This window comes from Xanthomonas sp. XNM01 (genome assembly GCF_014851915.1).
GTDB lineage: Bacteria > Pseudomonadota > Gammaproteobacteria > Xanthomonadales > Xanthomonadaceae > Pseudoxanthomonas.
The window spans coordinates 965917-979678 of the sequence record NZ_JACVAP010000001.1 but is presented as its reverse complement, the minus strand read 5'-3'; the positions used below and the strand labels follow the sequence as shown (position 1 = coordinate 979678).

The window sequence follows — 13762 nt, the reverse complement described above, 5'->3', positions numbered from 1 at the left end:
CGGCGCGGATTATGACAGTTCGATGACCCGGCCGGGTACTGCCGGGTTGTCCGGGCCGCTGCAGGCGGCCAGCCCGCCATCCGGCCCGGCCGTTGCGCCCCCCCGGTGTTCCTGCCGATCGGGCCGGCCTTCGTGGCTCCGCCCTCACGCGGGGCTTTGCTAAGATGCCGCCGCGCCCTCAGCCGGCGCACCCTATGGACGACGACCCCGCGCCTCTCCCCTGCCGCCCGCACGCCTGCGCCGGCCTTCCCGATAACCGCTTTCCGCCGCGGAGGTGCCCGCCGTGGCCGAACTGCTGATCGTGCTCGCCCTGATCCTGTTGAACGGCTTCTTCGCCATGTCGGAGATGTCGGTCATGACCTCGCGCAAGAGCCGGCTCAAGCAGCTGGCCCAGGCGAGCAAACGCGCCGCCAAGGCGCTGGCGCTGTCGGAGAAGCCGGAGAGCTTCCTGTCCACGGTGCAGATCGGCATCACCCTGATCGGCATCCTGACCGGCCTGTTCGGCGGCGAGGCCATCGGCCTGGCGATCGGCGCCTGGATCCAGCAGGCGATTCCGACCCTGGATCCGTATGCCGAGACGATCGGCAAGTTCCTGGCGGTCGGCCTGATCACCTTCCTGACGCTGATCTTCGGCGAACTGGTGCCCAAGCGCGTCGCGATCACCGCGCCGGAGCGTATCGCCGGCATCGTGGCGCTGCCGATGGGCTGGCTGGCGCGGATCGCCTTCCCGTTCGTCTGGCTGCTCTCGCACAGCACCCGGCTGGTGCTGCGCCTGCTGGGACTGGGCAAGGACGAAGCCAGTTCGATCACCGAGGAGGAGATCCGCATGCTGGTGGCCGAAAGCCACGAGCAGGGCCTGATCGACAGCCACGAGCGCGACATGATGAACCGGGTCATGCGCCTGGGCGACCGTACCGCGGCCAGCCTGATGACGCCGCGCAACCGGATCGCCTGGCTGGATGCGGCCGCGCCGCAGGACGAGAACCTGGACACCATGCGCGAGTGGCAGTTCTCGCGCTACCCGGTCTACCGCGGCAGCGACCAGGACATCGTCGGCGTGCTCGAGGTCAAGTCGCTGCTGCGCGACCTGGGCCGCGCCTCGGACGGCACCCTGTTCCGCGAGCTGCGCGACACCCTGTTCGTGTCCGAATCGACCCATGCGATGAAGCTGCTGGAGATCTTCCGCGAAGAGCAGCAGTCGCTGGCGCTGGTGGTGGACGAGTACGGCGACATCCAGGGCCTGGTCACGATCAGCGACCTGATGGGCGCCATCGTCGGCCGTCTGCAGGCGGTGGAGAACACCGACGAGGATGCGCTGGTGGTCACCCGCGACGATGGCTCGCTGCTGGTCAACGGCACCCTGCCCACCGAGGACCTGCGCGAACTGATGGACGGCGCCACCCTGCCCGACGCCGAGGACGGCGACTACCACACGCTGGCCGGCATGTGCATCGCGCACTTCGGCCGCATCCCGCACGTGGGCGAGCATTTCGACTGGGCGGGCTGGCGGATCGAGGTGGTCGACCTGGACGGTGCGCGCATCGACAAGCTGCTGATGAGCCGGCTGCCGATCGGCGGAGACGATGCACTCGCCGTCTGACGCGCCGGACGGGAACGGCGCCGCCGGCAATGGCATCGCCCGGCTGCTGCGCGCCTTCGCCCATGGCGACCCGGACCAGGTCCTGACCCTGGACGGGCTGCTGGCCGGCCTCGGCCGCAGCGCCTTCGGCATGTTCCTGTTCGTGTCCATCCTGCCCGGCTTCATCCCGATTCCCGGCTTCGGCGGCGCGGTGTCCGGCCCGCTGGTGATCCTGATCGGCCTGCAGCTGCTGGTCGGCCTGGCCCAGCCGTGGCTGCCGCGTTTCATCGGACGGCGCGGCCCGCGCCGGGCGACGATGATCCGCTTCTGCGACCGGATCACGCCCTGGCTGTCCCGGCTCGAGCACATCGTGCGCCCGCGCCTGCAGGAGCTGACCGGGCACCGCCTGGCCAGCATGTTCACCGGTCTGCTGCTGGTGCTGCTCGGCGTGCTGTTGGCGCTGCCGATTCCCTTCACCAACTACCTGTTCGCCGGCCTGCTGCTGCTGTTCGCGCTGGCGCTGCTGGAACGCGACGGCGCACTGCTGCTGGTGCTGTGGCTGGTGTCGGCCGCGACCATCATCGGCATGGGACTGCTGTCCGAGCAGCTGGCCGACCTGGTCGCCGAGTGGCTGCAGCGGCTGCGCCAGGCGTGAGTCCGCGCTGACACACCGGCCACGCGGCGACGGATCGGCCATCGTCCGGCACGCGGAGTGCCGGCACTCCGGCGTCACGCCCCGGGCGCTACCGGCTATGGCCGGACGTCCCGGTCATTCCCTCACGGCCGACGCATGCGCCGCAACACCGGCACTGTCGACCTGCCGATCCACGACCGTGGCAGGCCCGCGACCCGGTTTCCATTCCCGAGGCCGGCACCATGATGCCCAACGACAGGTGCGGCCGGCAGCGCGCCGCCGGATCAGTGCGGCGCGCTGCGCCGGGCCAGCAGGTGGGCGAACTCGGCCGCGCTGATCGGATGGCTGAGCCAGTACCCCTGCACCAGGTCGCAACCGCGGGCGGCCAGCAGGTTGTACTGGGCCTCCTTCTCCACGCCCTCGGCCACCACCGTGATGCCCAGCGAATGGGCCATCGCGATGATGGCGGTGGTCAGGGCGAGATCGTCCGGGTCGCGCTGCAGGTCGGCGATGAAGCTGCGGTCGATCTTGACCCCGTCCACCGGCACCCGGCGCAGATGGCTCAGGCCGGAGAAACCGGTGCCGAAGTCGTCCAGCCAGACCTTGACCCCCGTGCTGTGCAGGCGCGCGAGCAGCGCCGAGGCCTGGAGTTCATCGCTGATCACCGCGGTCTCGGTCAGCTCCAGGTGCAGCGACGACGCCGGCAGTCCGGTGTCGTACAGGCACTCGGCGACCAGTTCGGGGAAGCTGCTGCTCTTGAGCTGGCGCGGCGAGACGTTGACCGAGACGAACACGCGCTCGCCGTTGCTCATCCGGGTCCAGCGCACCGCCTCGGCGCAGGCGGCCTGCAGCACGCGCGGGCCGATCTCCTCGATCAGCCCGCTCTGCTCGGCCACGTCGATGAACACCGACGGCGCGATCATTCCCAGCATCGGATGCTGCCAGCGCAGCAGCGCCTCGGCGCCGACCACGCGCCCGTCGCTGGTGCGGCAGACCGGCTGGTAGACCACGCTCAGCTCACCGCGCTCCCAGGCACCGCGCAGCTCCTGTTCCATGTGCACGCGGCGCTCGACCGCATGGTCCATCGCGCGGCTGTAGAAGCGGAAGCCGTTCTTGCCGGCGACCTTGGCCTGGTACATCGCGATGTCGCCGTTCTTCATCAGCGCGCTGGCGCTGGAGGCGTCCTCGGGGAACAGGGTGATGCCGATCGAGGTCCCCAGGAACACCTGACGCCCCTCGATGTCGATCGGCCGGCGCAGCTCGGACACCAGCACCTCGGCCAGCCGGGTCGCGGCGGCGCGCGCGTCCTCCATCTGGATCAGGATCACGAACTCGTCGCCGCCGAAGCGCGACAGCAGCGCGTCGTGGCCGCCGTACTTCTGCACGGCCGCATCGATCCGGTTGGCGAACTGCAGCAGCGCCTCGTCACCGGCCTCGTGGCCCAGGGTGTCGTTGACCCGCTTGAAGTCGTCGATGTCCGCGAACAGCAGGGCGAGCTGCCCGCCCTCGCCGCGCACCTGCATCAGCCGCTGGTCCAGGCTCTCGCGGAATGCCAGCCGGTTGGTGAGGCCGGTCAGCGCGTCGGTGTAGGCCATGCGCCGGACCTCGCGGTCGTGCCGGGCCACGCTCTCGCGCATGCGGTCGAACGTGCGCTCCAGCTCGCCGAGTTCGTCGCCGCGCCGGCTGTCCAGCCGCTCGTGCGCATAGTCGCCCGCCTCGATCCGGCCGGCGGCGGCGGCCAGTCCGCGGATCGGCCGCACCAGGGTGCGCTGCACGTACCAGGCGGCCAGCACCGCAGCCAGCGCCAGCAACGCCAGCAACGCCAGCAGCCAGCCGAAGTGCCGCTGCGCCACCTCGTCCATCCGCGCGCGCAGCTGCGCCAGGTTGTGCTCTTCGTAGCGCGCCGCCACCTCCAGCGACAGCCCGACCCGCACGCCGCCGATGCGTTCGCTGCCCACCGTGATCGGGGCGGACACGTCCAGGGTCCGCTCGGTCCACTGGGTGAGGCTGCCGGTGGAGGCGACCACGCGTGCGGCGAGCGGATCGCCCATCTCCTGCCCGTAACGCGCGATCTCGGCACTGCCGTCATGGACGATGCGCCCGTCCAGCCCGTACACGAGCACGTAGCCGACCAGGTCGTCGCGTGCGGCATCGCGTACGATCTGGCCGATCGCGTCCAGATCCGAGTAGTACAACGGGTTGGCCAGCGACTCGGCCAGATGCCGCGCCATCGACTCGCCATGTCCGCGCAGATAGCTCTCGACCATGCCATGGATCGCGTCGCGGCTGAGCGCCTGCGACTCGTCCTGCAGGGAGCGCTGGCGCTGCAGCAGGATCAGCAGCAGGGCCAGCACCACCGCCAGCATCAACGCGATCGCGGCGAGCACGCGCGCCTGCAGGCCGAAATGCAGCTTCATTCAACCTCCGCGCGCACGCGCTGCGCACCGCGCCGGAGCCGCTCGAGCGAGCGCTCGACCCGCGCGTCGACCGGCAGGAAACGCGAGCTGCTGAAGAAATTCTTCAGGGCCGGTGCGGCCTGGGGATCGTCCGCGGCCTGCAGCAGGATCTGGCGCAGCCGCTCGCGCACCTTCGGATCCATGTCCGAACGCACCAGCTCCAGCGCCCGCGGGAACGGCTCGGTCTCGTGGATGATGCGCAGGTCGGGAAGGAACGCAGCCGGCACGCGGCGCGGATCGGCCCAGTCCAGGCTGCTGAGCGCGCCGGCATCGACGACCCGCTTGTGCACCCACGAGGCCACGTTGGATTCGGAGCGGGCGAACAGGTAGCCGACGCCATCGGGAGCCGGCGCGTCGCCGGGCCGTGGCAGCATCTCCGGCATGATCCCGGCGTCCAGCAGGGTGGTCATCGGCACCATGTAGGCACTGGTGGACAGGATCCGCTGCAGCGCCAGCGAATGCCCGCGCAGTCCGTCCAGCGACGTGATGCCGCTGTCGCTGCGGACGAAGAACACCGTGTGGTACCAGCTGACTCCGCCCCGCTCGGTCAGCAGCAGCACGTGCGCGTCGGCGCGCTGCTGCAGCTGCACCGCGGTACTGGCGGTCTCGGTGACCCAGTCGACCTTGCCGCGGCGCAGGTAGTTGGCCATCTGCTGGGGATCGGGCGCCATCAGCACCCGTCCCTCGGTGATGCCCACATCGGCCATCCGCGGGACCACGTAGTCCAGCATCGCCTTGAGCTGGTCGTAATGCCCGCGCGGGTCGTCGCTGATGCGTCCGAGCACGAGGACATGCCCGTCTTCCGCCGCACGCAGGGCGGGTGCCAAGGCCATCAGCAGAAGCCAGGTGCAGGCCTGGATCCATCCCCGGATACTGGATACCACGACAGCCCCCCTCGCGACTGAGGCAAGCCTAGCCGAGTTCAGGTCACTGCGACAGCGGGGGTTCATCTTTTCCGGACGCCCCACCCGCGATGCGCGCCATGCGCTGCGCATCGGCCAGCACGCCGCGGAGCAGACGGACCTCGTGGACGCTCAGGTCGCAGCGCAGGAACAGCCGGCGCAGCTTGCGCATCGCCGAATCCGGGGTGCGGCCCTTATGGAAGTCGATCGCATCGAGGGTGTCGCCAAGCTGGGCGAAAAACCCCTCCACCTGGTCGTGCGTGGCCGGCGCCTCGTCGTCGCGCGCCGGTGTCGCGGCCGGTGCCGGCTCGGCCTCCAGCAAGGCGCAGCGGACCTCATAGGCCAGCACCTGCACCGCGGCCGCCAGGTTCAACGAACTGAATGCCGGGTCGGACGGGATGTGCACGGACGCGTGGCACAACTGCAGCTCGTCGTTGGTCAGCCCGGTCCGCTCGCGGCCGAAGACCAGCGCCACCGGACCACCCGGCGCGAACTGCAGCAGCCGGGCCGCGCCGGCATCGGGATCGAGCTGCTCGAGCTGGACCCGGCGGCTGCGGGCGGTGCAGCCCAGCACCATCCTGCAGTCGGCCACGGCCTCGGCCAGGGTGGGATGGACCGGGGCGGCCTCGAGCAGGTCTTCGGCCCCGGCGGCGCGACGATAGGCCTCGTCGTTGAGCGGCGTTTCGGGGGCGACCAGGACCAGGCGCGACAGGCCCATGGTCTTCATCGCACGCGCGGCGGCGCCGATGTTGCCGGGGTGCTGGGTCCCGACCAGGACGATGCGGATGCGATCGGACAGGACGGGGATGACGGAAGATGCGGATTCGGACATGGCGCAGATGGTAAACTGCCCGACCGGCCAATGCGCCGGACCGCTCTTTTCCTTCGCCCACCCACCCTCGCCCTTCCGGGAGCCTTCGCCATGCAGAAACCCGCCGTCACCGTCATGGTCAAGGCCGCCCGTCTCGGCGGCAACGTCCTGTTGCGCAACATCAACCGCCTGGATGCGCTGAACGTCGTCCAGAAACAGCGCATGGACTATGCCAGCGAGGTGGACGCGGACGCCGAGAAGGTGATCGTCAAGGAGCTGCGCCGGGCCTATCCCGACTACGGCGTGCTCGGCGAGGAAAGCGGCCACCTGCCGGGCAGGCAGAGCCGCTTCCAGTGGGTGATCGACCCGCTCGACGGCACCAGCAACTACCTGCGCGGCTTTCCGCACTACTGCGTGTCGATCGCCCTGGTCGAGAACGGCGAGCCGACCGACGCGGTGATCTTCGACCCGCTGCGCAACGAGCTGTTCACCGCCAGCCGCGGCTCGGGCGCCGTGCTCAACGACAAGAAGATCCGCGTGGCCGACCGCAAGGACCTGGGTGGCACGGTGATCGGCACCGGCTTCCCCCCGCGCGAGCGCGCCCGCGCCAGTGCCCAGCTCAAGACCGTCGACGCCCTGCTCGCCCATGCCGAAGACGTGCGTCGTACCGGCTCGGCCGCGCTGGACCTGGCCTACGTGGCCTGCGGCCGTCTGGATGCCTACTTCGAGGCCGGCGTGAAGGCCTGGGACGTGGCGGCCGGTGTACTGCTGGTGCGCGAGGCCGGTGGCCGCGTCTGCGATTTCCGCGGCGCCACCCCGCCGCGCATGGACGAGCGCGGCCCGGAGACCCTGCAGATGATCGCCGGCAACATCAAGGTCGCCGGCGAGCTGCAGCAGTTGATCGTCAATACCGGCTACGCCGCCGCGTTCGCCTGAGTTCCCGCCGGGCCTCTGCCCGGCCGCCACGTCGCAGCGCGCCGAGCCGGCAGGCCAGGCGCCTTGCGGAGCGTGCAGCGCATTGCCGGTGCCGACGCTGGCCAGCGATGTCGACCGCGCGACGCGGCCGCTTCCAGCATGACGCCTTCGCATCGGCAACGCGCCGCCGCCGGGCACTCCCGCGGTGGGCGTAGCGACCAACCGGCAACGCGCCACTCTCACCCGCACTGCCGGCCGGATGTGCCAGACAGTGGCGCGTGGTTCGACCAGGGCGCGTGCCACATGCCGGATGCGCATTGTTCGCGCGCGACGCAGGCCGGGCGAGCGACGACAAATGTCCGTGTTGCCGCACCAGGCGCGACACCTCTTCCGGGGTTTGAGCTGCGCCGTCGATCAGCCCCGCCATCGCGATCACGGCGAAGTGCGCCGCCGATCCGCCTCGCCCGCGCTCTTTTCGCAGGCCCGAATCGTTACGCACGGCCCTGCGAGGACGGCAGGTATCGCCTGTTGGCGCGCAACGGAGGCACACCCAATGCCGCTCGGCACGACAGCCGAGCAGATCCGGCAGCGCCAGCCGGGAGCGCCGCAGTGTCTCCGCTCTTTACCTTGGCATGCCTGGCAGCGCAGCGATCGCGGACCGATAGGCATCTGCCTGGCATCAACGACGCCGGAAAACAGAACGGCCGCCCGAAGGCGGCCGTCCATGACGGGGTGAACGCGTTGCCGATCAGGGGCGACGCGCCAGCTCCGCCTCGTCCTTGGCCTTCGGCAGCAGGTCCTGCTTGGTGACCTTCAGGAAGCCGATGGTCAACAGCGGGCACGCGATGAAGATCGAGGACAGCGTACCGATCACCGCACCGATCATCTGGCTCAGGGCCAGGCCTTCCAGCGAGCCGCCGCCGTACAGGTACAGGGCGAGCACCGACAGGAAGAACACGACCGAAGTGATGATCGTGCGCGACAGGGTCTGGTTGATCGAGCGGTTGAACACCTCGTTCGGCTCCACCCGCAGGCTGCGGAAGTTCTCGCGGACGCGGTCGAACACCACGATGGTGTCGTTGATCGAGAAGCCCATCACCGCCAGCAGGCCGGCCAGCACGGTCAGATCGAACTCGCGGCCGCTCCAGGCGAAGTAGCCGGCCACGACCAGCACGTCGAACAGGGTCGTGATGCTGGCCACGATCGCGAACTTCAGCTCGAAGCGGAAGCCGATGTAGATCAGGAAGCCGACCAGGACGAAGATCGCCGCGTACAGGCCGTTCATCGCCAGCTCCTTGCCGACCTGCGGACCGACGAACTCGGTCCGCATCAGCGTGGCCCTGTTGTCCGGCGAGCTCACCGCCGCCAGCACGTCCTGGGCGGTGCGGTTGTTGGCGTCGGTGCTGGTCTGGCCGTCGCGCGGCTGCAGGCGCACCAGCACGTCGCTGCCGCTGCCGAAGCTCTGCACCTGGGCGCCGTCGTAGCCGGCCTGGCCGAGCTGCTCACGGACCCGCTCGACATCGACATTGCGGTCGAAACGCACCTCGACCACGGTGCCGCCGGTGAAGTCCAGCGCGTAGTTGAACGCACTGCCCTTGGTCATGGAGTTGAAGACCATGCCGCCGATCGAGGCGAGAAACAGCAACGCTGCAACAATGATGGCCGGCCAGCGGATCCGCATGAAGTCGATGCGGGTGTCGTTGGGGATCAGGGTCAACGGGAAAATCTTCATGTGCAGGTTCTCCCGTCAGATGGCCAGGGACTTGAGCTTCTTGCGGCGCGCGTACAGCAGCACCGCCAGCGCGCGCGACACGGTGATCGCGGTGAACATCGAGGCCACGATGCCGATGATCATCGTCATCGCGAAGCCCTTCAGCGGACCGGTACCGAACGCATACAGCGCCAGGCCGGCCAGGATGCCGGTCAGGTTGGCGTCCAGGATGGTGCCCGATGCTTTCTCGTAACCGCCGGCGATGGCCGCCTTGGGTGGCACGCCCAGGCGCAGCTCCTCGCGGATGCGCTCGTTGATCAGCACGTTGGCGTCGACCGACAGGCCGATCGACAGCGCCAGGCCGGCGAAGCCCGGCAGGGTCATCGTCGCGCCGAACAGCGACATCACGGCCACCACGATCAGCAGGTTGAACAGCAGCGCCAGGCCGGTGATCACGCCGAACATGCGGTAGTAGACGCCGAAGAACAGCAGGGTGAACAGGAACGCGTACAGCACCGCGGTGACGCCGCGCTCGACGTTCTCGGCGCCAAGGCTGGGGCCGACGATGCGCTCTTCGACGAAGTCCATCGGTGCGGCCAGCGAGCCGGCGCGCAGCAGGCGGGCCAGGCTGTCGGCCTCTCCCTTTTCCAGGCCGGTGGTCTGGAACTGCTTGCCGAACACGCCATTGATGTTGGCGACCGAGATCACCTCTTCCTTGACCCGGAAGCTGCGCACTTCCTCGCCGTTGACCTCGGTCACCTGCGGGATGCGCTCGGTGTAGACCACGGCCATCGGCTTGTTCACGTTCATGCTGGTGAACTCGAACATGCGGTCGCCGCCGACGTTGTTCAGCGTCACGCTGACCGCCGGCTGGCCGTTCTGGTCGATGCTGGTGGTCGCCGCGACCATCTGGTCGCCGGTGACGATCACCCGCTTGTTCAGCAGCACCGGCTCGTTCGAGTCGCGGCGGTAATAGACCTTGGCCTCGGGCGGCACGCGGCCGGACGCCACGGCGTCGCGCGCGTTGCCGTCCACGACCGCGCGGTACTCCAGCGTGGCGGTGGCGCCGATCATGCGCTTGGCGGCGGCGGTGTCCTGCACGCCCGGCAGCTGGACCACGATGCGGTCGCTGCCCTGGCGCTGGATGATCGGCTCGGCCACGCCGAGTTCGTTGACGCGGTTGCGCAGCGTGGTGATGTTCTGCTCGATCGCCGAACCGGCGATCTGGGTCAGCTCGGTGTCCGGGATCCGCACGCTCAGGCGGTTGCCCTGCCCGTCGATGGTCAGGGTCGGCATCGCGGTCGCCAGCAGCTGGCGCGCACGCGCCGGATCGGCATCGGAGGCCAGGGTCACCGCGACGCTGTGGTCGGGACGGCGGTCCACCGACACGTAGCGGATGCGGTTGTCGCGCAGGGTCACGCGCACGTCCTCGACGTAGGCGTCCACGCGCTTCTCAAGCGCGGCCTGCTGGTCGACCTGGAGCACGAAGTGCACGCCGCCCTGCAGGTCCAGGCCCAGCACCATCGGGCTGCCGCCGAGCTTCTCGAGCCAGTCGGGGACGTTGGAGGCCAGGTTCAGCGCGACCGTGTAGTCCTCACCGATGTCGTTGCGCAGCTCGTCCGAGGCGCGGGTCTGCGCATCCGGATCGGACAGGCGCACCATCAGGCTGTCGCCCTCGATGGCGACCGACTTCGGCGTCACGCCGGCCGCACGCAGGTCGGCGTCGACGCGGCTGCGCAATGCCTCATCCAGCGTGCCACCACGGTTGGCGGTGATCTGCACCGCGTAGTCGTTCTGGTAGATGTTGGGCAGCGCGTACAGCACGCTGACCGCCAGCACGAGCAGGATGACGAGGTATTTCCAGCGGGGAAATTCAAGCATTGCGGAACCCCGCGCGGCCCCGCCGCGCGGGACCACGCTCAGCAGTGGAACGGAAGGATCAGGAAGACTTCAGCGAGCCCTTGGGCAGCACGTTGCCGACGGCGCCCTTCTGCACGCGGATGCGCACGTTGTCGGCCACTTCGATGGTCACGAAGTTGTCGCCGATGTCGGTGACCACGCCGGCCACGCCGCCGGAGGTCAGCACTTCGTCGCCGCGGGACAGCTTGTCCAGCATCGACTTGTGCTCCTTCTGGCGCTTCATCTGCGGGCGGATCATCAGGAAATACATGACCGCGATCAGGATGATCGGGAACAGCAGCATGCCGAAGCCGCCCTGCGGCGCCGGGGCGGCGGCGACAACGGCGGTCGGGGTCAGGAAGGCGAGGAAGCTCATCGGGTCGTCCAAGTCTGCGGAAAATAGCCGGGGATTATGCCATAGGGGCTGAGCCCCCCGGGCACAAGGGTCTGGCCCCTGCGCCGGCGGCTGTGGCCGGCATCGCCCGCCTCCCCTGCCCGTGCTTGGACCGCAGGGACCACGGCCGGTTCCGGAACGGTGGTCGCGCCATGCGCCGGCCTGCCCGGATCGGGTGGAATCCGACCGCTCCGGCACCTTCCGCCAGAGCGGCCGGCGCAGGTCACTGCGCCGGAACGGGAGCGCCGCGGGCGGCGTAGAAGTCGCGCCGGAAGGCCTGGAACCGGCCCTCGGCGATGGCCGCGCGCATGTCGGCCATCAGCTTCTGGTAGTACCAGAGGTTGTGCAGGGTGCCGAGCATCGGCGCCAGCATCTCGTTGCAGCGGTCCAGGTGGCGCAGGTAGGACCGGCTGTAGCCGGTCCGGCAGCTGTAGCAGCCGCAGCCCGGCTCGATCGGGTCCATGTCGCGCTCGTACTTCGCGTTGCGGATGCGGATCGTGCCGGTCGAGGTGAAGTAATGGCCGTTGCGCGCGTTGCGGGTCGGCATCACGCAGTCGAACATGTCCACGCCGCGGGCCACGCCCTCGACCAAGTCTTCCGGGCGGCCGACGCCCATCAGGTAGCGCGGCCGGTCGGCCGGCAGCAGCGGGTGCAGGTGCTCGAGCATCGCGTTGCGCTCGTGCTCGGGCTCGCCCACCGCCAGGCCGCCGATCGCGTAGCCATCGAAACCGATGCCCTGCAGGCCCTCGGCCGAGCGGGTGCGCAGGTCGTGGTGGACGCCGCCCTGGACGATGCCGAACAGCGCCGCGTCGTTGCCCAGCGCGTCATGCGCGTTGCGCGAGCGCTGGGCCCAGCGCAGGCTCAGCTCCATCGAGCGCCGGGCCACGTCCTCCGTGGCGGGGTACGGGGTGCACTCGTCGAAGATCATCACGATGTCCGAATCGAGCACGCGCTGGATGTTCATGCTCTCCTCCGGGCCGAGGAACACCTTGGAGCCGTCGGTCGGCGCGGCGAAGGTCACGCCCTGCTCGGTGATCTTGCGCCGGTGCGCCAGCGAGAACACCTGGAAGCCGCCGGAGTCGGTCAGGATCGGCCCGTTCCACTTGCAGAAGCCGTGCAGGCCGCCGTGGTCGCCGATCACGTCCAGGCCGGGCCGCAGATACAGATGGAAGGTGTTGCCGAGAATGATCTCGGCGCCCAGCTCGCGGATCTGCTCGGGCAGCACGCCCTTGACCGAGCCATAGGTGCCGACCGGCATGAACGCCGGGGTCTCCACCGTGCCACGGGGAAAGGTGAGCCGGCCGCGGCGGGCGCGGCCGTCGGTGGTCTGGAGAGCGAAGGACAGCCTGGACATGGGGAGCGGAAACGGATGGATGACCGCCATTGTCCCGGATCCACCCCGGTCGTGCCCAGCGCGGCGGCGCGCCCGTCAACAATCCGCCATCGCCACGGCATGATTCCTGCATCGCGACGGGGAACCGGTGGATGCCATCGAAGAGAAAGCATTCAGAAACCCACCCGGACGGAGCAGGTTCGCCAACAATAAGGCGGCCCCGCCCTTCCCGACCGTCCCGTACCCCAGGACCGCCAAGGACTTACCGCATGACCACAGCGATTCCGGCCGACATCCCGGCGCCCTCCGGCCAGGCGGCGGACGCGCGTGGCACGGTGGCCGCGGACAGGCCGCGGGCGGTCGTGCTGTTGTGTGCGGGACGCGGCACCCGGATGCATCCGCTGACCCTCGATGCCCCGAAATGCATGCTCGAGGTCGGCGACCGCAAGGTGATCGATCATCTGCTGGACGCCATCCTCGCGCGCAGCGACGGCGAGATCGTGGCGGTCACCGGGTTCGGCGCCGACGCGGTCCGCGACCACCTGGCCTCGCGATACGGCGACCGGGTCGGCACCGCCCACAACCTGCGCTACGAAGAGGACGTCAACATTCTGTCGGTCGAGACCGGCGTCGCTGCCTTGCGCCACCCGGAGCGCGGCTACATCGTCGTCGAGACCGACCTGCTCCTGGATGCGTCCGCCTGGGACCGGGTCTTCGCGCAGGCGGCAGGGCCGGACGCGTTCTGGCTCTGCAGGGGCCGTTACGCCGAGAACCTGACCGGCGGAATCGTCCATGCCGGCACCGATGGCTGGATCGATGCGGTCGAGTACCGTCCGGCGTACGACGCCGCCTACGCCGGCTGGCCGAAGATGGTCGGCATCCTGGGCGTCGGTCCCGGCCAGGTCGCCGCCGACCGCGAAACCAGGCGGCAGGCAATGGCGGTCAGCATCGCCCAGTACTACCTCGTGCCGTGGCGCGACCATCTGCCGCAACTGCCTTGCCGCGTCCTGCAGATCGACGACTGTTTCGCCCATTCGTTCAACACCGTCGCCGACTACGAGCGGATCGCCAGGCAGTACACCGCCCTGGCCGGCCACCGCCCCTCCTCCGTGCACGCCTGAGCCACGC

General features: G+C 69.4%; 11 protein-coding genes. 4 read left to right on the top strand and 7 right to left on the bottom strand.

The features are described from left to right. The first annotated feature begins 283 nt into the window (after positions 1–283). Positions 284–1600: a hemolysin family protein gene (locus tag IB242_RS04385; RefSeq protein WP_192276201.1), complete on the top strand. Its 1317-nt coding sequence runs from the start codon at positions 284–286 to the stop codon at positions 1598–1600. After that, positions 1584–2234 (top strand): exopolysaccharide biosynthesis protein, encoded by a 651-nt coding sequence (locus tag IB242_RS04380; RefSeq protein WP_192276199.1) that lies wholly within the window; start codon positions 1584–1586, stop codon positions 2232–2234. Before IB242_RS04385 ends, IB242_RS04380 begins: the two co-directional genes overlap by 17 nt. Positions 2235–2497: 263 nt before the next feature. On the opposite strand, the gene IB242_RS04375 is transcribed toward IB242_RS04380, so the two are convergent. The 3 genes from IB242_RS04375 to IB242_RS04365 all read right to left on the bottom strand — a co-directional run bounded on the left by IB242_RS04375 (position 2498) and on the right by IB242_RS04365 (position 6403). After that, a complete protein-coding gene (locus IB242_RS04375; RefSeq protein WP_192276197.1) occupies positions 2498–4630 on the bottom strand; it encodes a GGDEF domain-containing phosphodiesterase in 2133 nt (710 codons plus the stop codon). Further along, positions 4627–5502, bottom strand: a complete 876-nt coding sequence (locus IB242_RS04370) for a phosphate/phosphite/phosphonate ABC transporter substrate-binding protein (protein WP_192276195.1) — start codon at positions 5500–5502, stop codon at positions 4627–4629. Before IB242_RS04370 ends, IB242_RS04375 begins: the two co-directional genes overlap by 4 nt. Positions 5503–5596: 94 nt before the next feature. Further along, a complete protein-coding gene (locus IB242_RS04365; RefSeq protein ID WP_192276194.1) occupies positions 5597–6403 on the bottom strand; it encodes an RNA methyltransferase in 807 nt (268 codons plus the stop codon). A 90-nt stretch (positions 6404–6493) separates the two neighbouring features. Between IB242_RS04365 and IB242_RS04360 the strand changes: the two genes are divergently transcribed. Next, the gene (locus tag IB242_RS04360) at positions 6494–7318 is read left to right on the top strand and encodes an inositol monophosphatase family protein (RefSeq protein WP_192276193.1); all 825 of its coding nucleotides are present in this window, start codon (positions 6494–6496) and stop codon (positions 7316–7318) included. Between the two features lie 727 nt (positions 7319–8045). Here the strand turns inward: IB242_RS04360 and secF are convergent. The 4 genes from secF to tgt all read right to left on the bottom strand — a co-directional run bounded on the left by secF (position 8046) and on the right by tgt (position 12655). Further along, positions 8046–9029: a protein translocase subunit SecF gene (secF, locus tag IB242_RS04355; RefSeq protein WP_192276192.1), complete on the bottom strand. Its 984-nt coding sequence runs from the start codon at positions 9027–9029 to the stop codon at positions 8046–8048. A 15-nt stretch (positions 9030–9044) separates the two neighbouring features. Next, positions 9045–10889 (bottom strand): protein translocase subunit SecD, encoded by a 1845-nt coding sequence (secD, locus tag IB242_RS04350; RefSeq protein ID WP_192276191.1) that lies wholly within the window; start codon positions 10887–10889, stop codon positions 9045–9047. A gap of 58 nt (positions 10890–10947) precedes the next feature. Continuing rightward, complete coding sequence (gene yajC / locus IB242_RS04345) at positions 10948–11283, bottom strand: preprotein translocase subunit YajC (protein ID WP_192276190.1); 336 nt, start codon at positions 11281–11283, stop codon at positions 10948–10950. A gap of 241 nt (positions 11284–11524) precedes the next feature. Then, positions 11525–12655, bottom strand: a complete 1131-nt coding sequence (tgt, locus tag IB242_RS04340) for a tRNA guanosine(34) transglycosylase Tgt (RefSeq protein ID WP_192276189.1) — start codon at positions 12653–12655, stop codon at positions 11525–11527. A 248-nt stretch (positions 12656–12903) separates the two neighbouring features. On the opposite strand from tgt, the gene IB242_RS04335 reads away from it, so the two are divergent. Further along, complete coding sequence (locus IB242_RS04335) at positions 12904–13755, top strand: NTP transferase domain-containing protein (protein ID WP_192276187.1); 852 nt, start codon at positions 12904–12906, stop codon at positions 13753–13755. The last annotated feature ends 7 nt before the right edge of the window (positions 13756–13762 follow it).